Below are 20,421 nucleotides of genomic sequence, written 5' to 3' on the forward strand. Positions count from 1 at the left end.
AACTGTTCAGTACAGAGCGCGCTATAAATATTCACAATAGGGCGCGAATTCTACGCAATAATCCCGCATATGACAAGAGCAGATTAGGGCCAGAAGGTGAAAAAAGAAGAAAAAAAACACAGTTTCTCTCACAACGTTTATCTGCGCCGATTTTCAAGTACAATCAACAGGACAGTTACCGCCATGTACCGATGTGAGCAGCGTTCTCATCGCGGTCAACAGAAACACAGCTGAAAAAAATACAATGAACCTAGAACAAATTACTGAGTTAACCGCGCAAGATATGGCGGCCGTGAACGCAACAATTCTCGAACAGTTGAATTCTGATGTCACGCTCATCAATCAACTTGGCTATTACATTATCAGCGGTGGCGGTAAGCGCATTCGCCCGATGATCGCCGTTCTGGCGGCACGGGCCTTGCACTATCAAGGTGATAAACACATTGCCGTCGCAGCCCTGATAGAGTTCATCCATACCGCTACCCTGTTGCATGATGACGTGGTGGATGAGTCCGACATGCGCCGTGGCAAGGCGACTGCCAACGCGGCGTTTGGCAATGCTGCCAGCGTGCTAGTGGGTGATTTCATTTATACGCGTGCTTTCCAGATGATGACCAGCCTGGAATCGCTGCGCGTGCTGGCAGTCATGTCCGAAGCGGTCAACGTAATCGCCGAAGGTGAAGTGCTGCAGTTGATGAACGTCAACGATCCGAATATCAGTGAAGAAAACTATATGCGGGTCATCTACAGCAAAACCGCTCGTCTGTTTGAAGCGGCAGCCCAGTCATCAGCCATCCTCTCCGAGGCTAACCCGGCCGAAGAGCAGGCGCTGCAAGACTATGGCCGCTATCTTGGTACGGCATTCCAACTGATCGACGATCTGCTGGACTACAGTGCAGACGGCGTGACCCTGGGTAAAAATACCGGCGATGATTTGAACGAGGGCAAGCCGACGCTGCCGTTGTTACATGCGATGCATAATGGCAATGCCGAGCAATCTGCGATGATCCGCGGCGCGATTGAACAGGGGAATGGCCGCCATCTGCTGGAGCCGGTTCTGGCTACCATGCAGGAGTGTGGTTCACTCACCTATACACGTCAGCGCGCAGAAGAAGAAGCGGATAAGGCGATCGCCGCATTGCAGATTTTGCCAGACTCTCCTTATCGAACCGCACTGGAAGGATTAGCGCATCTGGCGGTTCAACGAGACTTTTAAGAAATTTAAGTTTCTTAATATTCAAACAGGCCTGTTTTACAGGCCTATTTATTTGCCTTGCTAATGAGATCCAGTAGCCCCGCAGCCCCATTCTTCGCCAGAAAACTCAATAAAACCGCGTATTCTTCTGGTTTCATACCCGTCAGATAGCTCTGCAAACGTGCCCAAGGAACGCCATCACAGGAAACGGTATAAGCCGCCGGTTCCTCTGCGGCAAGGGGATATCTCTGGGGATACAACTCGTTTTGAGTCGAGAGGGGCAGGCTGCTGATATGATACTCCTTAGTCACCCCCTGCTTGCCAAAACGCCGCTGCCATCGCCAGTTTTGCTCACGTGCTCGCTTATTGATCCCTTGCGGGGAGCTGCCCAATTCGCCCTTCTCTTTCAGTTCGTTGGCAGTAAACCACTCCTTGTCCATTCCCTCTCCTTGATCTCGGCGTTGCCTCTAACTGACTTATCAGACCTTCCAGTTGCATGAACAACTAATGCCAATGAGTTAGTTATAACATTAACCAGACCGCTGCCAATAACCAAAAATTTGGCGAAATACTCAAGAAATGTTTATCAAACAAGGAAAGGGAAACACAGAGGCGGCGCAGAAAGTAACTTGTTGGGCGCAGCATACAGCGCCCCTATGTAGCGCAGGTCAGTTGAGGAATGACTCACTGCTTATTTTTTTCAGCAATCCAGGTCAGCAGACTATCCATACCTTCGCGCATCAAAAACGCCATCACTTTGCCACGCTCACTGTCTGAAAGTTGGTAATAGTATTCAACCCACACGGCAAGTGGGTCCTGACGCCCGGCCTCGTAGATCGCAGGCTCTTCGCGCAATACCAGCAGATTTTTGACGCCGGTTGGCAAGCTGTTGATATGATATTCCAGCGCCTTGCCTTGCACGCCTTTGCGGCGACGGCTGAGCCAATTTTCGCGCCGGGCCATCAGATTGATTCCCTGTGTAGAGGACGGTAATCCTGCGATGCCTATCAGCTCCTTGGCAGCAAACCACTCGTTTTTCATAGCCATGATCTCGGGACAATAGTGTGGCAAGACAAATTTTTCAGAAACCATAAGGTATTTTTGGGAAACTTGGTGGTATCCTAGTTTCTGAATAAACGCTTCACGTTGTTCAAACGATTAATACTGACCTGTTAGTTATACCACTAACAGAACTTTCTCTAATCAAAAAAGGAATGAAAATATGAATTCACGGGACCCAGATTGGCATCCAGCAGACGTCATCGCGGCTTTGAAGAAGAGAGGTACCACTCTGGCAGCGGTTTCACGGGGGGCAGGGCTAAGTTCATCGACGTTGGCCAACGCGCTGTCACGTCCTTGGCCCAAGGGAGAGTGGTTGATTGCTGATGCACTGAACGTACACCCGGCAGAGATCTGGCCGAGCAGGTATTTTGATCCGCTTACCCATCATCTGCGAGATCGGAAAAGTCGAATCAAATCATGATAAACATAAGAAAGCCGCCGGATTCGGCCCGGCGGCTTATCAAAACATCACATACTGAGGGATCAGTTGTTGATAAACTTCTCGCCCAGTTCGATATCTTTGTGCAGTACGTCCAGCATTTCGCTCAGCGCTTTTTGCTCGAAGGCGCTCAGGGTACCGATGTCTTTACGCTCTTCGATACCATTTTTACCCAGTAGCAGTGGCTGTGCAAAGAAGCGGGCATATTTGCCATCCCCTTCAACATAGGCACATTCCACTACGCCTTTCTCACCGCTCAACGCACGCACCAGAGAGAGGCCAAAACGTGCAGCAGCCTGGCCCATAGACAAGGTTGCAGAGCCGCCACCGGCTTTGGCTTCAACCACTTCGGTACCCGCGTTCTGGATACGTTTGGTCAAATCAGCCACTTCCTGATCGCTAAAGCTTACGCCTGGGATCTGCGACAGCAGAGGCAAGATGGTCACGCCTGAGTGGCCGCCAATCACCGGTACGTTCAGTTCTTCCGGTTGTTTGCCTTTCAGTTCCGCGACGAAGGTGTTGGAACGGATGATGTCCAGCGATGTGATACCAAACAGTTTGTTTTTGTCGTACACACCCGCTTTCTTCAACACTTCTGCCGCAATGGCCACCGTGGTATTCACCGGGTTGGTGATGATACCGATGCAGGCTTTCGGGCAGGTTTTGGCCACTTGCTCAATCAGGTTACGTACGATGCCAGCGTTAACGTTGAACAGATCGGAACGATCCATCCCTGGTTTACGCGCAACGCCAGCAGAAATCAGCACCACGTCCGCACCGTGCAGCGCAGGGGTTGCATCTTCGCCACTGAAGCCTTTGATTTTAACTGCGGTTGGGATGTGGCTTAAGTCAACGGCAACGCCTGGGGTAACAGGGGCAATGTCGTAGAGGGAGAGTTCAGAACCTGAAGGAAGCTGGGTCTTGAGTAGAAGGGCGAGGGCCTGGCCAATACCGCCAGCAGCACCGAGAACTGCAACTTTCATCCTATACTCCTTTATTGTCTTAAATATAAAAGCGCCGTGAATTCTTTGGTCACGGACCTTAATTTATCACGCCTTTAAAAACAACCTCTTAACAGTCGGTTTTAGATCTGGCGCAATAAAATGGCCGATGTTGCGAGCATTTTAAAGTAAATAGCTTATGCATTAAGGGCATAGCGCACACTAATCGAAAATAGTGCCAAGCTTTTCACGATCGCGTTAACCGGCGGTTACATTACACCCTTACGTAACATCAGAACAACATCATTTTAATAACATTTTCGTTACCGGAGAGCTGACTCGCTTCCCGCACCGAAAGGGCATATTCATGAGCAACGGATTTTGTTAAAATCGCGCTCTTGCCTTTCTGTCTGGGCATTTTTGATTTTCCAGACGGCCCCCATATTGCATAAAAATGCATTTATATGCATAATAATCAACTCTATTACCAACATTCCACGGTGCAAAATGCGTAATCCCGCAAAGCAGGAAGATCTGATCAAGGCGTTTAAGGCGTTATTGAAAGAAGAAAAATTCAGTTCTCAAGGCGAGATCGTTTTGGCGCTGCAAGAAGAAGGCTTCGAGAACATTAACCAGTCCAAGGTATCGCGCATGCTGACCAAGTTCGGAGCGGTACGCACGCGTAATGCAAAAATGGAAATGGTGTACTGCCTCCCGGCCGAACTTGGTGTCCCAACCACCACCAGCCCGCTCAAGAATCTGGTGCTGGACGTGGACCATAACGACGCGGTGGTGGTGATCCATACCAGCCCTGGTGCGGCGCAGCTGATTGCCCGCCTGTTGGACTCACTGGGCAAATCCGAAGGGATCCTGGGCACCATTGCCGGTGACGACACCATTTTTGTCACTCCGGCCAGTTCATTTACCGCACGCCAACTGTTTGAAGCCATTCTCTCCTTGTTCGAACAGGAACTTTGATGTATTCAGCGCAGCCTGCGGCTCTCCGTCGCGGGCCGCTCATCCTTTATTAACCCTTCATTTACTTCTTCCGCGCTGCCTACCACGTTTAAATCTTCGAAAAAGCCGACCTGCAGCACATATCAATGACATTTTTATGTAGCTAGCGATAGTGACTGGAAGTTTCCGCACTTTTAGTTAAAAGCACTTAGCTCATTGAAATTACAAAAATTTAACATCGAAAGTGTATTTTATCGCCGTTTTTTATTCCATTAGGTTATTAAAAGTAACGTTCACCCTAATAAAGTTTCACTAGAAACTGTTAGTCAGCTATTAATTTTTACCGTTACTAGATGTATACTCATTTTCGTGACGTAAATCACAGTTCTTCGGAACTGATAAAAGAATACGAAGAGGATAAATCATGAAAATTAAAACTACCGTAGCAACAATTAGCCTGCTGTCCATGCTGTCTTTCGGTGCATTCGCAGCACAATCCATTGATGCCTCACAGGCTGAAAAACTGCAGTCTGCCGGTACCATCACCGTGAGCGGCGTCGGTGCAGCACCTTCTGATATCCGTCAGGCGCTATCTGCCAAAGCCGATGCCCAAGGCGCGACCGCTTACCGTGTGATCGAAGCTCGTAACGAAGGCAACTACCACGCTACCGCCGAGATTTACAAATAAGTACAAGATGTGATGTGAGCATTGCACGACAACTCTCTGGTAAAAAAACAAGCAGATAACCGCCTTCAAGTATAAAAAACGCTGTAAAGCCCTTCCAGGCCGTTATCTCTGAACGATTAAGGATCGAAGTATCATGAACATGAAAACTACTCTCGTTGCACTTAGCCTGCTGTCTGCCGTTTCTTTCGGTGCTTCTGCGGCTAACCTGGTCACTGATGCCCAAGCCAGCAATCTGCAGTCCGTCGGCACCATTACCGCTAGCGGCGTGGGTGGCGCACCTTCTGATATCCGTCAGGCGCTGTCTGATAAAGCGGACCAGCAAGGGGCCAAAGCCTACCGTGTGATCGAAGCCTATGAAAATGGTAACTGGCACGCAACGGCTGAAATCTACAAGTAAAAAACCGAGGCCGCGTTTACTGAACTGACTACCCTCGTCACTGCCACTGCCGAGTTCTCAGGTAAACGCTAGTACCTTGGAAATTATCGTCGTCCTATCCGACGAACCCCATTGCCCTCGCTCGCGAGGGCTTTTTTATGGGCGTAAAAAAGGCCGCATCAGCGGCCTCATATTGCTAGGGTTGCCGCATACGGCGCCCGTTTAGCTAAACGTCAGTAGGTTTCTTTCGGTTCGGCCTTGTTAGCCAGCCCTGCCAGTAGTTTGTCATGAATGCCGCCAAACCCGCCGTTGCTCATCACCAGAATATGGTCACCCGGCTGCGCGGTTTTCACAATCATCTCCACCAGAGTATCCAGATCGGCACTCCAGTGCGCGGGTTGGACGCAAGCTTCGGCAACTTCCGCTACCTGCCAAGGAATGTGGTGAGGCTGGAACAGGAACACTTCGTCGGCACGGCCAAGTGAGGGCGCCAGATCGTTTTTGCTGATCCCCATTTTCATGGTGTTTGAGCGAGGCTCCAGCACGGCCAGGATGCGTGCGGTGCCGCCCACTTTGCCACGCAGTGCCGCCAAGGTAGCCAAAATGGCGGTCGGATGATGGGCAAAGTCGTCATACACCGTGACGCCATTGGCTTCACCACGCAATTCCAGACGGCGGCGGGCATTGATAAAGTCACCCAGCGCTCGGCAAGCATCGGCTGGCTGCACGCCAACATGGCGGGTGGCGGCGATCGCCATCAGGCCGTTATGCATGTTGTGTTCGCCCACCAACGCCCAGTTAACCTCCCCCACCTTCTCGCCGTTGAGGAACACTTCGTAATGGCTGGCATCTGTCGTCAGTTTGTGTGCACGCCACGCGCCCCCTTCCCCGACCCATTCCTGTTCGCTCCAGCATCCCATCGCCATCACCTGTTTCAGATGGGTATCGTTTTCCGGCAGGATGATCTTGCCTTGGCCCGGCACCAGGCGCACCAGGTGGTGGAACTGTTTCTGGATGGCTTTCAGATCGTCAAAGATATCGGCATGATCGAACTCGAGGTTGTTCATGATCAACGTGCGTGGGCAGTAATGAACGAACTTGGAGCGTTTGTCGAAGAAGGCACAGTCATACTCATCGGCTTCGATGACAAAGAACGGGCTGCCGCCAAGACGGGCCGAGACATCAAAATTACCCGGTACGCCGCCGATCACGAAACCCGGCTGATAGCCGCAGGCTTCCAGGATCCAGGTCGCCATCCCGGCAGTGGTGGTTTTACCGTGTGTTCCCGCTACCGCCAGCACCCAGCGATCGCGCAGGACATAATCATGCAACCACTGAGGACCAGACATGTAAGGAATGCTCTGTTCCAATACCGCTTCTACGCACGGATTACCACGGCTCATGGCATTGCCGATAATCACCAGATCCGGAGCCGGATCCAACTGGGCAGGATCGTAACCCTGGATCAGATCGATCCCCTGCTTTTCCAGTAAGGTGCTCATCGGAGGATAGACGTTGGCATCTGAACCGGTCACCTCGTGCCCCAGTGAACGAGCCAACATGGCTAGCCCACCCATAAAGGTGCCGCAGATCCCAAGAATATGTATGCGCATTAGGTTTCTCATTTTAGTGCATCGATTTACTGCCTATTCTAGCGCTCAGAATCGCTCAGAAGAAATGGATTTGCCTATGAATCGCAAGTTGCTTTGGGCTACACTGCTGACGAAAACGTTGGCGGTATGTTAACAAGCCGCTATCCATCCGTAGATTCAGGGATTGTGTCATGAAAACGTTAGGCGAATTTATCGTCGAGAAACAACACGACTTCTCTCACGCCACCGGTGAGCTGACCTCATTGCTTTCTGCCATCAAACTGGGTGCCAAGATCATTCACCGTGATATCAACAAGGCGGGTTTAGTTGATATCTTGGGGACTAACGGCATTTCAAACGTTCAGGGCGAAGTTCAGATGAAGCTGGACCTGTTCGCGAACGAAAAGCTGAAAGCCGCGTTGAAGGCTCGTGGTGAAGTTGCGGGCATCGCTTCGGAAGAAGAAGACGAGATCGTGATTTTCGACGGCGAGCGAGCTGAGAATGGCAAGTATGTGGTGCTAATGGATCCGTTGGACGGCTCGTCCAACATTGATGTGAACGTCTCGGTCGGGACGATCTTCTCTATCTATCGCCGCATCACCCCGATTGGCACGCCAGTCACCGAAGAAGATTTCCTGCAGCCTGGCCATGCACAGGTAGCGGCCGGATATGTGGTTTATGGCTCCTCCACCATGCTGGTTTACACCACCGGTTATGGCGTACATGCCTTCACCTACGATCCGTCTCTGGGGGTGTTCTGCCTCTCCCACGAGAAAGTGCGCTTCCCGGAAAAAGCCAACATGTATTCCATCAACGAAGGTAACTACATCAAGTTCCCGCTCGGGGTGAAGAAATACATCAAATACTGCCAAGAGCAGGATGAAGCCACCCAGCGCCCTTATACCTCACGCTATATCGGTTCACTGGTTGCCGACTTCCACCGTAACCTGCTCAAAGGCGGCATCTATATCTACCCAAGCACCGCCAGCCACCCACAGGGCAAGCTGCGTCTGCTGTATGAATGCAACCCGATGGCGTTCCTGGCTGAACAGGCCGGGGGTAAAGCCAGCGATGGCAAAAACCGCATTCTGGATATCGTGCCGCAACAACTGCACCAACGTGCGCCATTCTTCGTCGGCACCAAATCGATGGTAGAAGACGCCGAACGCTTTATTGCTGATTTCCCGGACCAGTAACGCTATAAAAGGGGCGGTATGCCGCCCCTTCACATCACAGTTTGAACACAGCCATACTCTGTGCCAATAGCTGCGCCTGCTCTTCCAAAGAGCGAGTTGCCGCCGCTGACTCTTCCACCAGCGCCGCATTCTGCTGTGCCACCTGATCCATTTGCACTACCGCCTGGTTGACCTGTTCGATACCACTGCTTTGCTCGCGAGTGGCCGCAGAGATTTCACGCATCAGCGCCGTGACGCGCCCGACTTCCCCGGTTATTCCGTTCATGGTCTTCGCCGCCGTAGCCGCCATCTGTTCACCTTCCCGCACGCGGTGTTGTGACACTTCGATCAGCCCTTTGATCTCTTTTGCCGATTGCGCACTACGTTGGGCCAGGCTGCGTACCTCACCGGCCACCACAGCAAAACCTCGACCTTGCTCACCGGCACGTGCCGCCTCTACCGCCGCGTTAAGCGCCAGAATATTAGTCTGGAAGGAGATACCGTCCATCACGCTGATGATGTCGGCAATCCGTCGGGAGCTATCGGTAATGGCCTGCATCTTGTTCATCACCTGGCTGACCACGTCACTGCCCTGCTCGGCAATATCGGAGACGCTCATTGCCAACTGGTTAGCCTGTTCACAGTTTTCAGCATTCATTTTCACCGTAGAGGTCAACTGCTCCATGCTGGCTGCGGTTTGCTCCAGCGAAGCGGCCGATTCCTCCGTACGCTGCGCCAGATGAAGGTTACCCGCAGCCAACTCGCGGGAGCCGGTATCGATCTGGCTGCTGGCATCGCGGACCTTACTGACCGACATCACCAGCGACTGCTGCATACGCTGCATGGCACTCACCAAGCGCCCCATTTCGGTATCACCTTCACCGCTGATTTCGTGGGTCAGATCTCCGGCGGCGATATGCTCCAATTGGACGATCGACTCATCTAACGGGCGCAGCAAGATCACACGCATAGCAAACCAGGCCAACACCGCCAGTAACACGCTGAGTAGCCCAGCCACAACGATCAGGATAATCTTGGTGCTGGCATTACTTTCTGCCTCATGCGCATGCTGCTGGCCAATCTCCATGGCAAACGCGCGGAACTCACTGAGGTCGGCTTCAAAAGCAATACTCAGCTTAGAGATATGATTTTCTTGAATGGCGTAATAGTCATCCAACTTCCCCGCCTTTATCGCTGCCGCCATGGGCGCAATACCTTGCTCCAGATAGGCGCGATAGCTCTCCTGCATCCGCATTGAGAATTGGCGACCCCGTTCGGTCACCGTTCCCACGTCGACAAAGCGCGCCATTTCCTTTTTCGACTGTTCCAGATAGCCATAAATACGCCCCACCGAGGCGTCAGCAACCTCAATTTGACCAATCTCGCGCTGGCGTACTGCAAGCGAGGCCGCCGTTCTGGCCCGTAGCGCCAGGTTGGAACTGTTGGCCAACGAACCCAGTTCTTCCCCCAGGATCTGGTTCAGAGTCTGTAGCGAACGTGTTCCGTCGTTAATGGCTTTAACCCCGATGATACTGACAACAATCAACAGCAACGTCATCAGGCTCAACAGGGCAATCAGCCCGGCCTTAACGGTGATCTTCTTTAACATGAGTGTTTCCCGGCTTTAGAAAAAAGTAGCTTCAGATGTAGAGGAGGCAAGAAGGCAGGCTCAGCTAGCTGCTGGACCGTTATTATTTGAGGAAGTTATCGGCAGCCGGGGAGTAAACTTCAATCATTAAGGGATTAATCTGGAAAAGTTGCTGTTATCGACCAGGCAGCAGCTCAATGATGAAAAGGGCGGGAAATCACAAAAGACTCCGCTATAATAGCCGCCACTCCATTTCTGGTTTGATTAAAGGAAACCGACATGAGCTTGAACCTGGTCCCTGCTGGCAAAGACCTGCCAGAAGACATCTACGTAGTTATCGAAATCCCGGCTAACGCCGATCCAATCAAATACGAAATCGACAAGGAAACCGGCTCGCTGTTCGTTGACCGTTTCATGTCCACGGCGATGTTCTACCCGTGCAACTACGGTTACATCAACCACACCCTGTCACTGGATGGTGATCCGGTAGACGTGTTGGTGCCGACCCCATACCCACTGCAACCAGGCTCTGTGATCCGCTGCCGCCCAGTTGGCGTGCTGAAAATGACCGACGAAGCCGGTGAAGATGCCAAACTGATTGCCGTACCGCACAGCAAACTGACCAAAGAGTACGATCACATTAAAGATGTGAACGACCTGCCAGAACTGCTGAAAGCGCAGATCAGCCACTTCTTTGAACACTACAAAGATCTGGAAAAAGGCAAATGGGTCAAAGTAGAAGGTTGGGCAGACGCTGCCGCAGCCAAAGCTGAGATCGTTGCCTCTTTCGAGCGCGCCAAGAAGTAAGTCTCGCCCGAACTGATAAAAAAACACCGCCCAAATGAGCGGTGTTTTTTTTTACTGCTTTTCGTCAAGACGCTTCAGCCAGTCACCGCTTTCAATCCGCGGGAAACCGTCCACGCTGTGTCTATACAGGTAGATCCACGCACTGCCATAAGGCGTACGGATCAGCTCGCGCTTGTAGTCTTTGGTATTGCTTTTCAACTCGTCCAGCTCGGCCAGAATCGATGAGTTAATACGATACACTTCGCAGTGTACCGTGCCCTCTCCAGGGATCGCCGCCGGGTAGTGGCCCAGATTATACAGCTGGTAGCCTTCTAACTCATGTTCACCCAACCATTGGGCGTTGGTCATCCAATGGCTGTTTCCCTGTTTGCGTCGTAAACTGCCGTAGACAATTATTCGCATAGCTAAAACTCAAACTGATAGAGCACATCCAGTGCCTGGTCGAGACCAGACACCGCTTCCAGATACAACCTAGGCATCAGGCGGTATCGCAACGTCAGCGTGGCCAATGAGTCGAAGATCCCCACCCCATATTTTACTTGTAAGCCAGGGAGGACATAGCCGCTCACCACTACCTGAGAGCTGTCGCCAACTCCCTCGGTATCCAGGGCCAGATTACTTACGCCAAACGCCTCGCCGATTTTACCCACAAGTTGACCACTTTGTGCAACCCCCATGCCAATTAACATTGAGGTCATGGCATTGCCATCGGCACCGCCAGCCCCTAATCCCTGGCCGCGCAGCAGGTAAGACAGCGCTTCTTGCTGAGACATGACCGGATCGGAGAACACTTCCAACCTTGGCGCATCGGCCATGCCGGTCACGCGGACACCGGCGGTCACATCATTTTCCGTAGCGTCCGGATTACGGATCGCCTCAATATTCAGCAGCGGTTGATCCGGTGGCCCAGAGAAGATCAGTTGGCCTTTGCGCACGAGCAGATCCTGACCATAAGCATGGAAGCGCCCCGATGGAATATTAATCTGGCCATGCACCCCCAGACCATTTTGGTCCTGTGCCACACGCAGATCGCCACGCAGGCTGGCTTTCAGACCAAATGCATCCAGACGCACGTCGTTACCCACGCGGATCGTCAGGTTACTGTTGATTGGGATCCCTGCCGTCGCCGGTTGGATCGGCTTGAGCTGGTTATTCAACATCACTTCATCAGGAGAAACTCCGACCGCACTTTCTGGTAGCTCCTGCACCGTGATGCGCGCCCAAGGGATAGCTACGCTACCGTTGAGTGAGAACAGCTGCGGCGTGGCTTCAAATACCACATCCGGCGAAACATCAATACGTATCATTGGCGGCAGGGTCACCCGTAGCCGATCGCCCTTGGCTGCAATACGTGCACGCCAGGCATTGATATCCCGCCAGTCGGCATCCCCGGCAAGGTTGAGCTGCCCATGAGTGGTCGCCAGCAATCCCTCCAGGGTCGAGGTCATCCCGTTGAAGTTCATCGCCAGGCGGCCTTCGGTCATATCAAACGGCATCCAGTGGCCAACGATCGCCACCTTATCCAACGCCAGACGGCCAAACACCAGCGGATTCTGCGCATTACCGCCTAATTGCAGGTTGGCATTCAGCATCCCCGCAGCTTTCTCGCCCTGCGTCAGTATCGGGTTAAGCAGCGCCAGCGACACATTGGTGATATTTACGTTGCCGCTGATAGTGCGGCGTACCTGCGGATCGGCGATCTGAACGTTGCCGTTAAACTGGCCGTTATTGGTCAGCTTGATCAGCCAGTCTGCCTGCGCCCGGCCATTGTTCAGTCCTGCATTGAGGTTTAGCGTGTCAAAGGCAATCGGCAATGCGTTGCCTTGCACCTGCTGCACCACTTTCACCCCTTTGCCCACTAGTGAAACCTTCGCCTGTGGCAATGCGCCCCCCGGTTGCCAACTCACGTCAGCTCGACCAGTAAAGACCCCGTTCATGGAGGTATCCGGCCCGAGGAACGGTTTGATCATCGCCAGGTCAAAGCGGTTGAGTACTACGCTGGCCTGGCCGCTGGCCCCCGCCTCGATGGTTCTAGGAACGCACAGCTCAGCATTCGGGTTCACCCAGCAATGCGGTCCTACGCTGATCTTCTGTTGCGTATTCAGGTAATCCAACGCGATGGCACGGCTAAGACGCCATTCGCCTACCGGCGTATCAAAGCGAGTGTTGTTCAGGTTGCCTCGCCAGCGTTGTTGCTGGCGATCAAAGCTGCCCTCCAGCGCCAATTGCCCGGAGACTGGCTTGCCATCGATATTCAATTGCAACCGATGTTGGCGCTCGCTGCCTTTGGCATCCAACGTCAACAGATTGACCTGCAACGTATCCTGTTTGAGCTGTTCAACCCGTACCGCCAGCTGCCCCTGGATCTGATCGCTGGAACGGACATCGCCGTTGACCTTAATCCGATTGATGTGCAGCGCCTGCCATTGCAGGCCTGTCGCGGTCAGGTCTGCCAATAACTGTGGTGCCTGCATATTCCCGCGCAGTTTCAACTGCCCGCGGACATTCCCAGCAAGGCCAGGCAAAGCGCCATCGAGATGTGCTGCATCAACATTGGCATCCAGCACCCAGCTTTTCTCATCCAACTGGCCTTTGACGTTGAGCGTATTGCGCCCTAACGCCAGATCGATACCTGGGATCGTCCACTGCCCGGCCGCATTGCCACGCAGGGAACCACGTGCCGATACCTTGTTTTGTTTCACATTGCCGTCAAGCTGCAGCACCGGTACCTGTAATTGCCAACTGCCGCCGTGCAGACTGCCACGGGTAGTGATTTTCCCTTCCAAGCGCGCTGGCCATTCCGGCCATTGCTTGGCGGTATTAATGCCTGAAAGCGTCAGTTGTGATGTCCAACTGATCGCTTTACTCCAGTCCACCAGCGCCGTCAGATCGGTATTCCCCTCCAGCGCAACCAACCGCAAGCGCTCGAGCCTGAACTGTTCAAGGTTACCTTTACCATCCAGCTGTAGCACTGCTGGTGGCAGATCCTGGCCTTTGAAATTGGCGCGGGTAGATAACGCATAATCCGCGGCCTTGCCGTTAAAGCGCAGGCGGAAGTCATTAACCTGATACTGCGCCTCGCCGGTCAGCGGCCATTTCAGCTGTTTGCTTTGCAGCGTCAACGCCAAGGGCAACCCCACCTCTGCCAACTGGGTTTGCACATCCAGCTGCGCACCAACAGGGCCAGACAGGTTAAGCGCTACTTTCAGCTCTTCACGAAGCCCACCAGACACATTCAGCTTCATCTTCTCGCCTTTCAGCGGATCGATATTCAGCGTGCTGTTGGCCACCATCTCCACCGGCCAAGTGCCGGTCAGCGTTGCCTGCCCTTTGGCGGAAATCATGCCTTGCGGCGATCTCACGTCAAAGCGATCCAACTGAATGTGCTGATCTTTGGTGTTGGCCTGCAGCTGCAAGCGGGTGATCGACACCTCAGTGTCCCCGGTCAGATGTAGCTGCTCGCCGTTGATTTCCTCAACGGTAATATCAAGCGGCAGACGAATTTCTGGCAGATCCGGCAGCAGCGGTTTGGCAAACAGCGCCTTCAGGGTTTCGCCCAACGGTTTCTCTTCCACTGGCGGTGGCACCAATGCTGGCACAACCGGCGTTTTCTCTGCCAACTTGTCCGCCACTTTCTCCGCAGCTGGCTGCAGCGCCTCCGGTAAAGGGTTGACCGGCGTTTTTGGCAAGGCGACCAGCAAAGCGCGAACCGTAGTTGGCATCAACGTCAACGCACGTTCCTGCCACTGTGCGCCAGTGCTGAATTCCCCCAGCGAGATCGCCGTGTCGTCCACGGTAACCTTGACGTTATTCAACGCCAGCTTACGCAGGGTAATGGGATAAGGCGTGCTGAGATCGCCGATCGGTTCGCTGCTTTCCTCAACCGGCGCAGAAGGCGCCATTTCGGCGGTTTTCACCACCACATCAACATCCTGTGCGGTCAGCGCATTGACACACAATGAACTGCGTTTAAAACAGGAGAGATCGAGCGAGAGATGGAACTGCCCGGCGTTAACCGCCACGCCCGGCATCTGATACTTCACGCCTTTCAGGGTCAGATCGCGCCAGCCACCGCTGACCTCCGCAATTTCTAACCCGGGTACCCAGCGGGCAGCCCCGTTGATCACCATATGCAAGCCGGTCGTGGTGCCAAGCAAAAACGCCAACGTGCCGATCAGCAGCAACAGCAGGATCAAAAATCCCAGACAAATCTTTTTTATCAGGCTCATAGTTCAGGCCCCAAACCGATATAAAACTGTAGGCCGTGGGTCTCTTTATCCCCAACCGGCGCGGCGATATCCAGTTTCACCGGCCCTACCGGCGACTGCCAGCGCACGCCGACGCCCGCCCCCGTCTTGAAATCGCTGTCTGAGAATTTATTGACCGCCTGCCCGGAATCCACAAACATCGCCCCCCACCAACGGCCGGTGACGTTATATTGATACTCAAGCGACCCCGTCACCATTTTAGAGGCACCGGTCAGCTTGCCATCATCTCCACGCGGGGAAATGCCCTGGAATTTATAACCACGGATACTGCGATCGCCACCGGCGAAGAAGCGCAAATCCGGCGGCACCTTGTCAAAATCGTTGGTTTCGATCCAGCCGACCTGGCCACGGACCACAAAGCGGTTTTTCTCGCCCAAGGTGCGGATCCAGACGTTCTGCGCCTGCAGTAGCGCAAAATCGACCCCGGAGCCCCAAGTGGTATCCGACACGTCAATGGAGTAGCGCTGGCTATCGCCCCATACCGGCATCAGGCCACCGCGTGAACGCGTACGGTTGATGGACACACCAGGATAAAGCAGCATGGTGGTATTGGTGACGGTACCTTGGGTAAAGTGGTCCAGACGCCAGCTGAGGTTGATCGCACGCTGCCAACCGCTGGAAAGATCCCAGTTACGAGAAGCCACGACCTTGGTACTGTCAGATTGAGTATCGTTCAGGTCCGTACGTTTGAAACCGGCCTGCAACAGGTAATACTGTTCCAGCGGGCTACGCAGCAACGGGATTTTGTAGGTCAGATCCAACTGCTGCTCTGGCGCGGAAATACTGGCGGTGGTGGTCAGGCTGTGGCCCCGATCGTTCAGCCAGGGCTTACGCCAGGTTCCCCGTACACGCGGGCCAATGTCGGTAGAAAAACCACCACCTAGCTCCACGATATTGCTGCTTCGTGGCGTCACCACCGCATCTAACGGCAGGATCTTGCTCTCTTTAGAGTCGGTAAAGTCTGGAGACACCACCACCGAGTTGAACCAGTTGGTGGCAGATAAACGGCGGTTAAGTTCGGCAAGATCGTTCGAACTGTAATAATCCCCCTGATGGAAGGGAAGCAGATTTTGCAGATAGTCCTCGCGGATTTGCGAGCCCTTGAAAATCACTTTGCCGAAGTGATAGCGCTCACCACTGTCGAAATCAATGTCCCAGAACGCCTTATGCAACTCTTCCGCCACGCCAAGTTGGCTCTTGAGCATTTGAGCATCAAAATAGCCTTTACGCAGCGCCAGGTTGGTCAGCGAACTTTTAAAACTGTCGAACTGACCATGGTTGAGGATCTCGCCAATCGTTGGGCGATCGGTTCTGACCAGATTCAGGTAATCTTCGTCGGTTCTGGCCCCGCCTTGCAGCTGGATATCCACACCTGCAATACGCACCGGTTCACCCGGATCGACCTTGGCGATCAATACCGGCCGCGAAAGCTTCGGGTTATCATCAAAGGTGAATTCAATCGTAGGCTGATAATAGCCCAACGGCCGCAACCCCAGGCGGATGGCAGCATCCACCCGAGCGCGAAAACGCCCTTCGGCATTAACCTCTTCCGGCGTGATCGCCGAAAGGCGCACACGAACGTTGCGCTCCAAATCCCCACTCAGGCCGTCAACCTGCAGCCGCACATTCGCTGCTAACACCGACGGCGTAACGAATAGCGCACATAACATGCAAAGGACACGATATCGTGGCACAGGTGCTCCTTAATTGATTTTTCTGTCCTGTCAGTACCTTTGCTCTGGTGCTGGGGCGGTGCTGCGCTATCAGACTGCCCCCCTTACCTTTAGATCCCAGACGCTGCCCATGCGGCATCGACCGTTACCGAAAACAAGACGCATTCTTAGCTTTTGGCGCTCAAAATACTGCGTTAAGCTGATACATAAACCTTAGATAGGGCTTATTGTGGGCAAAGAAGCGGCCAGTTACAACTGACACGCGTCCCTATTAGGCTAATTCTTATTATGGCAATGGGAGTCAAACATGATGCAATCTTTTGATAAGTCTCACAACATCGATAAGGCAAGTGCGCTTCCTGGCCGTACAACGCCAATGCCCGTCGCTGCGCTTAACGAGGTGACCGGCCACTCCATGACCTTCGTACCCGAGGCGATGGCAACGGCCATCTTCGGCATGGGCTGCTTTTGGGGCGTTGAACGCCTGTTTTGGCAGCAGCCGGGGATTTATAGCACTGCCGCAGGTTACAGCGGTGGCTATACGCCAAATCCAACCTATCGCGAGGTATGCAGCGGCCAGACTGGGCATGCCGAAGTGGTACGCGTAGTCTTTGACCCGCAGGTCATCAGCTATCGCCAACTGTTACAGGTATTCTGGGAAAACCACGATCCTGCGCAGGGCATGCGTCAGGGCGGGGATATCGGTACCCAATACCGCTCTGCTATTTACTACCTGGATGCAGAACAACAGGCCGAAGCGGAGCAAAGCCTGCAAGCATTCCAACAGGCGATGGATAAAGCGGGCGATCAGCGCACCATCACCACTGAAATCGCACCGGCACTGCCTTTCTACTATGCAGAAGATGACCACCAACAATACCTGCATAAGAATCCAGGCGGCTATTGTGGCCTGGGCGGCATTGGGGTGTGCCTGCCTCCACAGGGTTAAGCTGTTAATTTTTAACCACTGGCGGCCCTCACGGGGCAACTGCTATACTGTGTTGGGCCGCGTTTGCGGCCCGCTTTTGTGGGCGCGTGATATAACGCACCTTGGATCCACCTTTTTAAACGGTATTACCCCTCCGAAAGATCGCCGACATCCCGTCGGTACGAATGGATAGACTATGTTAAACAGTATTTTACTGATTCTTTTTCTGATCGCAGTGAGTGCGTTTTTCTCGCTTTCAGAAATCTCTCTGGCTGCGTCACGCAAGATCAAACTCAAACTGATGGCTGATGAAGGTAACATCAATGCCGCCAGGGTCCTTAAGCTGCAGGAAACCCCGGGTATTTTCTTTACCGTGGTGCAAATCGGCCTCAACGCCGTGGCCATCCTCGGCGGTATCGTTGGCGATGCAGCCTTCTCCCCCAGTTTCAAATTGATTTTCGACCGTTTTCTGTCACCCGAGATTTCCGAACAGGTAAGCTTTATGTGCTCGTTTGTGATGGTGACCAGCATGTTCATCCTGTTCGCGGATTTAACGCCGAAGCGCATCGGTATGATTGCACCAGAGACGGTTGCCGTCCGGATCATCAACCCGATGCGTTTCTCGATCATGCTGTTCCGCCCGCTGGTCTGGTTCTTCAACGGCATGGCAAACCTGATTTTCCGCATGTTCAAGCTGCCGATGATGCGTAAAGACGACATCACCTCCGAAGATATTTACGCGGTGGTGGAAGCTGGCGCGCTGGCCGGGGTACTGCGCAAACAGGAACATGAGCTGATTGAAAACGTCTTCGAGTTGGAATCGCGCACCGTGCCCTCTTCGATGACGTCCCGCGAAAGCGTGATTTACTTCGACCTGCGGGAAAGCGAAGACAGTATTAAAGAAAAGATCTCCACTCACCCGCATTCCAAGTTCCTGGTATGCGACGGCCATATCGATCAGGTCGTTGGCTATGTTGACTCCAAAGACCTGCTGAACCGCGTTTTGGGCAACCAGAGCCTGGTACTGAGCAGCGGTGTGCAGATCCGCTCGGCGCTGATCGTGCCGGATACTCTGACCCTGTCAGAAGCGCTGGAAAGCTTTAAAACCGCGGGTGAGGACTTTGCGGTGATCCTCAATGAATATGCTTTGGTGGTCGGGATTATTACGCTGAACGATGTGATGACCACGCTGATGGGTGACCTGGTAGGCCAAGGCCAGGAAGAGCAGATCGTGACGCGTGATGAGAACTCGTGGCTGATTGAAGGTGGGACGCCAATCGAAGACGTGATGCGTGTACTGCATATCGATGAGTTCCCACAGGCTGGCAACTACGAAACCATTGGCGGCTTTATGATGTACATGCTGCGCAAAATCCCGAAGCGCACCGACTTTGTAAAATATGCCGGGTACAAGTTTGAAGTGGTCGATATCGACAGCTACAAAATTGATCAGCTATTGGTCACCAGGCTGGTCGACAAACCGATCACCGTGCTACCAAAAGCCCCAGATGAAACACCTCAGGCCTAAATTCTCCTGCGGTAGAAACATTAGCGGCCCCTAAGGGGCCGCAGTTACTTTGCTTTGCAGGTACTCCATACATCGCGCTTTAGCCCATTTCGGCCTGCAGTAACAACACCTGCCGGTTAACTTCTGACATCACATTGAAGTGGCGTTTGTCACGAACCTTCGGCAACAGGATTTTCCCCTTGTCGAATTCGAACGCCCCCACATCCTTGATGTACAGCCGCCCCCGGAACAGGGTTTTTACATACGTAGCCACTTTCAGTGGGTTATAACGCTGGAAGATTCTCATAGTTGTTACTCTCCTCCCATTGGATCCATGCGCTCAGCGAGCGGCCAAAGTGGCCACCTCGACATTCGGAGCGCAACTTGATTGCTTTCTAGTAGACTGAGTAAAGACCATTTCGTTCAACTTCGCCTGGATTTCTATCCTGGATTTACACTTGCTGACAGAATTGTGTATACCTATTTATAACCTTTGCAGTATATCCATTCAAAAAGCGCGTAATTGTCTCCAGAAGGAAAAACTGCGATCCGGTTAACAGGACAGACCTCGGATGAGCACCTATGCTTTAATCACCTTGAGTCATATTGAGACTTATTTCCCTCTGCAGGAGAACGCATGAAAAATAGCATGCTGATAATATCGCTGCTGTTGGCCCCGATGTTGGCCTCTGCTCACAACCTTCAGCTCCACCAGCGCGTGGCACCTATCGGCGTCAGCGATAAAGGTGAGTTGGACTATGTTGATAATAAGTTTAGCTACAAAGGTTGGAATAGCGCGCAGCTCAGTGGAAAAGTGCGAGTGGTGCAACATATTGCTGGCCGCACTTCGGCCAAAGAGCTCAACGATCCGCTGATTGAAGCCATCAAAGCCGCTAAGCTACCGCACGATCGTTACCAAACGACGACCATCGTCAATACCGACGACGCCATCATCGGCACCGCCATCTTTGTGCGTAACAGTATTGAAGACAGCAAGAAAGAGTTCCCTTGGTCGCAGTTCATTGTCGACAGTAATGGCAACGTCAAAAAAGCCTGGGACCTGCAACCAAAAGGCTCGGCAATTGTGGTGCTCGATAAAGAAGGCAAGATCCAGTTTGCCAAAGATGGCGCACTGACGCCGCAAGAGGTGCAGCAGGTGATGGAGATGCTGCACCAGTTGCTGAAATAGCGCTTAAACGGCGTCCCGCACGGCGATACGCGGTGC

The 20,421-nt window shown here is 53.0% G+C and carries 20 protein-coding genes; 11 read left to right on the forward strand and 9 right to left on the reverse strand.

Going from position 1 to position 20,421, the window contains the following annotated elements:
• Positions 1-197: hypothetical protein (locus N6G83_RS47685; protein ID WP_260524220.1), on the forward strand; the 197-nt coding region annotated here is incomplete at its 5' end.
• A 47-nt stretch (positions 198-244) separates the two neighbouring features.
• A complete protein-coding gene (gene ispB, locus N6G83_RS47690) occupies positions 245-1,216 on the forward strand; it encodes an octaprenyl diphosphate synthase (protein ID WP_021807527.1) in 972 nt (323 codons plus the stop codon).
• A gap of 44 nt (positions 1,217-1,260) precedes the next feature.
• Here the strand turns inward: ispB and N6G83_RS47695 are convergent, their stop codons facing one another.
• Positions 1,261-1,635: a DNA-binding protein gene (locus N6G83_RS47695; protein WP_199063286.1), complete on the reverse strand. Its 375-nt coding sequence runs from the start codon at positions 1,633-1,635 to the stop codon at positions 1,261-1,263.
• Positions 1,636-1,879: 244 nt separating this feature from the next.
• Positions 1,880-2,236, reverse strand: coding sequence for a DNA-binding protein (locus tag N6G83_RS47700; protein ID WP_211134896.1), 357 nt, complete (start codon positions 2,234-2,236; stop codon positions 1,880-1,882).
• 181 nt (positions 2,237-2,417) lie between these two features.
• Between N6G83_RS47700 and N6G83_RS47705 the strand changes: the two genes are divergently transcribed.
• On the forward strand, positions 2,418-2,678 hold the full coding sequence (locus N6G83_RS47705; protein WP_071783710.1) for a helix-turn-helix domain-containing protein: 261 nt from the start codon (positions 2,418-2,420) through the stop codon (positions 2,676-2,678).
• 62 nt (positions 2,679-2,740) lie between these two features.
• Here N6G83_RS47705 and mdh read toward each other — a convergent pair whose 3' ends face one another.
• On the reverse strand, positions 2,741-3,679 hold the full coding sequence (mdh, locus tag N6G83_RS47710) for a malate dehydrogenase (RefSeq protein WP_021179035.1): 939 nt from the start codon (positions 3,677-3,679) through the stop codon (positions 2,741-2,743).
• Positions 3,680-4,144: 465 nt separating this feature from the next.
• Between mdh and argR the strand changes: the two genes are divergently transcribed.
• From argR to yhcN (N6G83_RS47725), 3 genes are all read left to right on the forward strand, one after another.
• Positions 4,145-4,615: a transcriptional regulator ArgR gene (gene argR, locus N6G83_RS47715; RefSeq protein ID WP_021179033.1), complete on the forward strand. Its 471-nt coding sequence runs from the start codon at positions 4,145-4,147 to the stop codon at positions 4,613-4,615.
• Positions 4,616-5,018: 403 nt separating this feature from the next.
• Positions 5,019-5,282, forward strand: coding sequence for a peroxide/acid stress response protein YhcN (yhcN, locus tag N6G83_RS47720; protein ID WP_021807531.1), 264 nt, complete (start codon positions 5,019-5,021; stop codon positions 5,280-5,282).
• A gap of 133 nt (positions 5,283-5,415) precedes the next feature.
• Positions 5,416-5,679, forward strand: a complete 264-nt coding sequence (gene yhcN / locus N6G83_RS47725; protein ID WP_021179031.1) for a peroxide/acid stress response protein YhcN — start codon at positions 5,416-5,418, stop codon at positions 5,677-5,679.
• Between the two features lie 212 nt (positions 5,680-5,891).
• Here yhcN (N6G83_RS47725) and mpl read toward each other — a convergent pair whose 3' ends face one another.
• Positions 5,892-7,271, reverse strand: a complete 1,380-nt coding sequence (gene mpl / locus N6G83_RS47730) for a UDP-N-acetylmuramate:L-alanyl-gamma-D-glutamyl-meso-diaminopimelate ligase (protein WP_024483358.1) — start codon at positions 7,269-7,271, stop codon at positions 5,892-5,894.
• Between the two features lie 170 nt (positions 7,272-7,441).
• Between mpl and fbp the strand changes: the two genes are divergently transcribed.
• Positions 7,442-8,446, forward strand: coding sequence for a class 1 fructose-bisphosphatase (gene fbp / locus N6G83_RS47735; RefSeq protein WP_029711176.1), 1,005 nt, complete (start codon positions 7,442-7,444; stop codon positions 8,444-8,446).
• Between the two features lie 34 nt (positions 8,447-8,480).
• Here the strand turns inward: fbp and N6G83_RS47740 are convergent, their stop codons facing one another.
• The gene (locus N6G83_RS47740; protein WP_211135369.1) at positions 8,481-10,034 is read right to left on the reverse strand and encodes a methyl-accepting chemotaxis protein; all 1,554 of its coding nucleotides are present in this window, start codon (positions 10,032-10,034) and stop codon (positions 8,481-8,483) included.
• A gap of 258 nt (positions 10,035-10,292) precedes the next feature.
• Here N6G83_RS47740 and ppa point away from each other — a divergent pair, with 258 nt between their 5' ends.
• Entirely contained in the window at positions 10,293-10,820 is a 528-nt protein-coding gene (gene ppa / locus N6G83_RS47745) for an inorganic diphosphatase (RefSeq protein ID WP_021179028.1), read from the forward strand.
• A gap of 51 nt (positions 10,821-10,871) precedes the next feature.
• Here ppa and N6G83_RS47750 read toward each other — a convergent pair whose 3' ends face one another.
• The 3 genes from N6G83_RS47750 to N6G83_RS47760 are packed head-to-tail and all read right to left on the reverse strand — an operon-like array spanning position 10,872 to position 16,782.
• The gene (locus N6G83_RS47750; protein WP_024483355.1) at positions 10,872-11,222 is read right to left on the reverse strand and encodes a gamma-glutamylcyclotransferase; all 351 of its coding nucleotides are present in this window, start codon (positions 11,220-11,222) and stop codon (positions 10,872-10,874) included.
• Between the two features lie 2 nt (positions 11,223-11,224).
• On the reverse strand, positions 11,225-15,049 hold the full coding sequence (locus N6G83_RS47755) for a translocation/assembly module TamB domain-containing protein (RefSeq protein ID WP_211135367.1): 3,825 nt from the start codon (positions 15,047-15,049) through the stop codon (positions 11,225-11,227).
• Complete coding sequence (locus N6G83_RS47760) at positions 15,046-16,782, reverse strand: autotransporter assembly complex protein TamA (RefSeq protein ID WP_024529086.1); 1,737 nt, start codon at positions 16,780-16,782, stop codon at positions 15,046-15,048. The genes N6G83_RS47755 and N6G83_RS47760 overlap by 4 nt, the downstream gene beginning before the upstream one ends.
• A 289-nt stretch (positions 16,783-17,071) precedes the next feature.
• On the opposite strand from N6G83_RS47760, the gene msrA reads away from it, so the two are divergent.
• Both msrA and N6G83_RS47770 read left to right on the forward strand, forming a co-directional pair.
• A complete protein-coding gene (msrA, locus tag N6G83_RS47765; RefSeq protein WP_143182300.1) occupies positions 17,072-17,710 on the forward strand; it encodes a peptide-methionine (S)-S-oxide reductase MsrA in 639 nt (212 codons plus the stop codon).
• Positions 17,711-17,885: 175 nt separating this feature from the next.
• Complete coding sequence (locus N6G83_RS47770; RefSeq protein ID WP_021179023.1) at positions 17,886-19,217, forward strand: hemolysin family protein; 1,332 nt, start codon at positions 17,886-17,888, stop codon at positions 19,215-19,217.
• Between the two features lie 79 nt (positions 19,218-19,296).
• Here the strand turns inward: N6G83_RS47770 and N6G83_RS47775 are convergent, their stop codons facing one another.
• Positions 19,297-19,503, reverse strand: coding sequence for a DUF1107 domain-containing protein (locus N6G83_RS47775; protein ID WP_021179022.1), 207 nt, complete (start codon positions 19,501-19,503; stop codon positions 19,297-19,299).
• Positions 19,504-19,833: 330 nt separating this feature from the next.
• Here N6G83_RS47775 and N6G83_RS47780 point away from each other — a divergent pair, with 330 nt between their 5' ends.
• Complete coding sequence (locus N6G83_RS47780) at positions 19,834-20,385, forward strand: YtfJ family protein (RefSeq protein WP_024529089.1); 552 nt, start codon at positions 19,834-19,836, stop codon at positions 20,383-20,385.
• Positions 20,386-20,421: the final 36 nt, after the last annotated feature.

The organism is Serratia sp. PL7 (assembly GCF_945957435.1).